The organism is Erythrobacter sp. SN021 (genome assembly GCF_021864455.1).
Genome location: NZ_JAKKUW010000095.1, coordinates 1 through 361, shown reverse-complemented (window position 1 = coordinate 361; position 361 = coordinate 1). Strand labels below are relative to the sequence as shown.

The 361-nt window shown below is 40.4% G+C and carries 1 protein-coding gene; it reads left to right on the top strand.

Translation table 11 applies throughout. The features are described from left to right. On the top strand, nt 1-361 hold a 361-nt coding region (locus L5849_RS15095; RefSeq protein ID WP_236926212.1), incomplete at both ends, for a hypothetical protein.

Genomic DNA, 361 nt, shown 5'->3' with positions numbered 1-361 from the left:
CAAGTTAGTATGACGGAAACTGAAGTTTATGAATCAAAGGAAATCGAACACACTATAACGATTCCACCTACTTCAAAATTCACAAGATGGCAACTGAATGCTGACGTTGGTGGAGCGGATATTGAATACATGTATTTGATTGATGAAGTCACACCCATAGGAGGGACTCTGAGTATTCCACAGGTCATCAAAAGTCGGGCTAAAATTCTAGTTGGCCGAGAAATACACCTTGGAGAAACAGAAATTCGAATAAAGCATGCGGACAGGAAAGAGTATATGACAGTCGTTTCAAGAAAAAGTTGGCCAGCTGCAACTCTTGGACATAGCAAACTTTTCAAGTTTGTGCTCTATGAAGATTGGG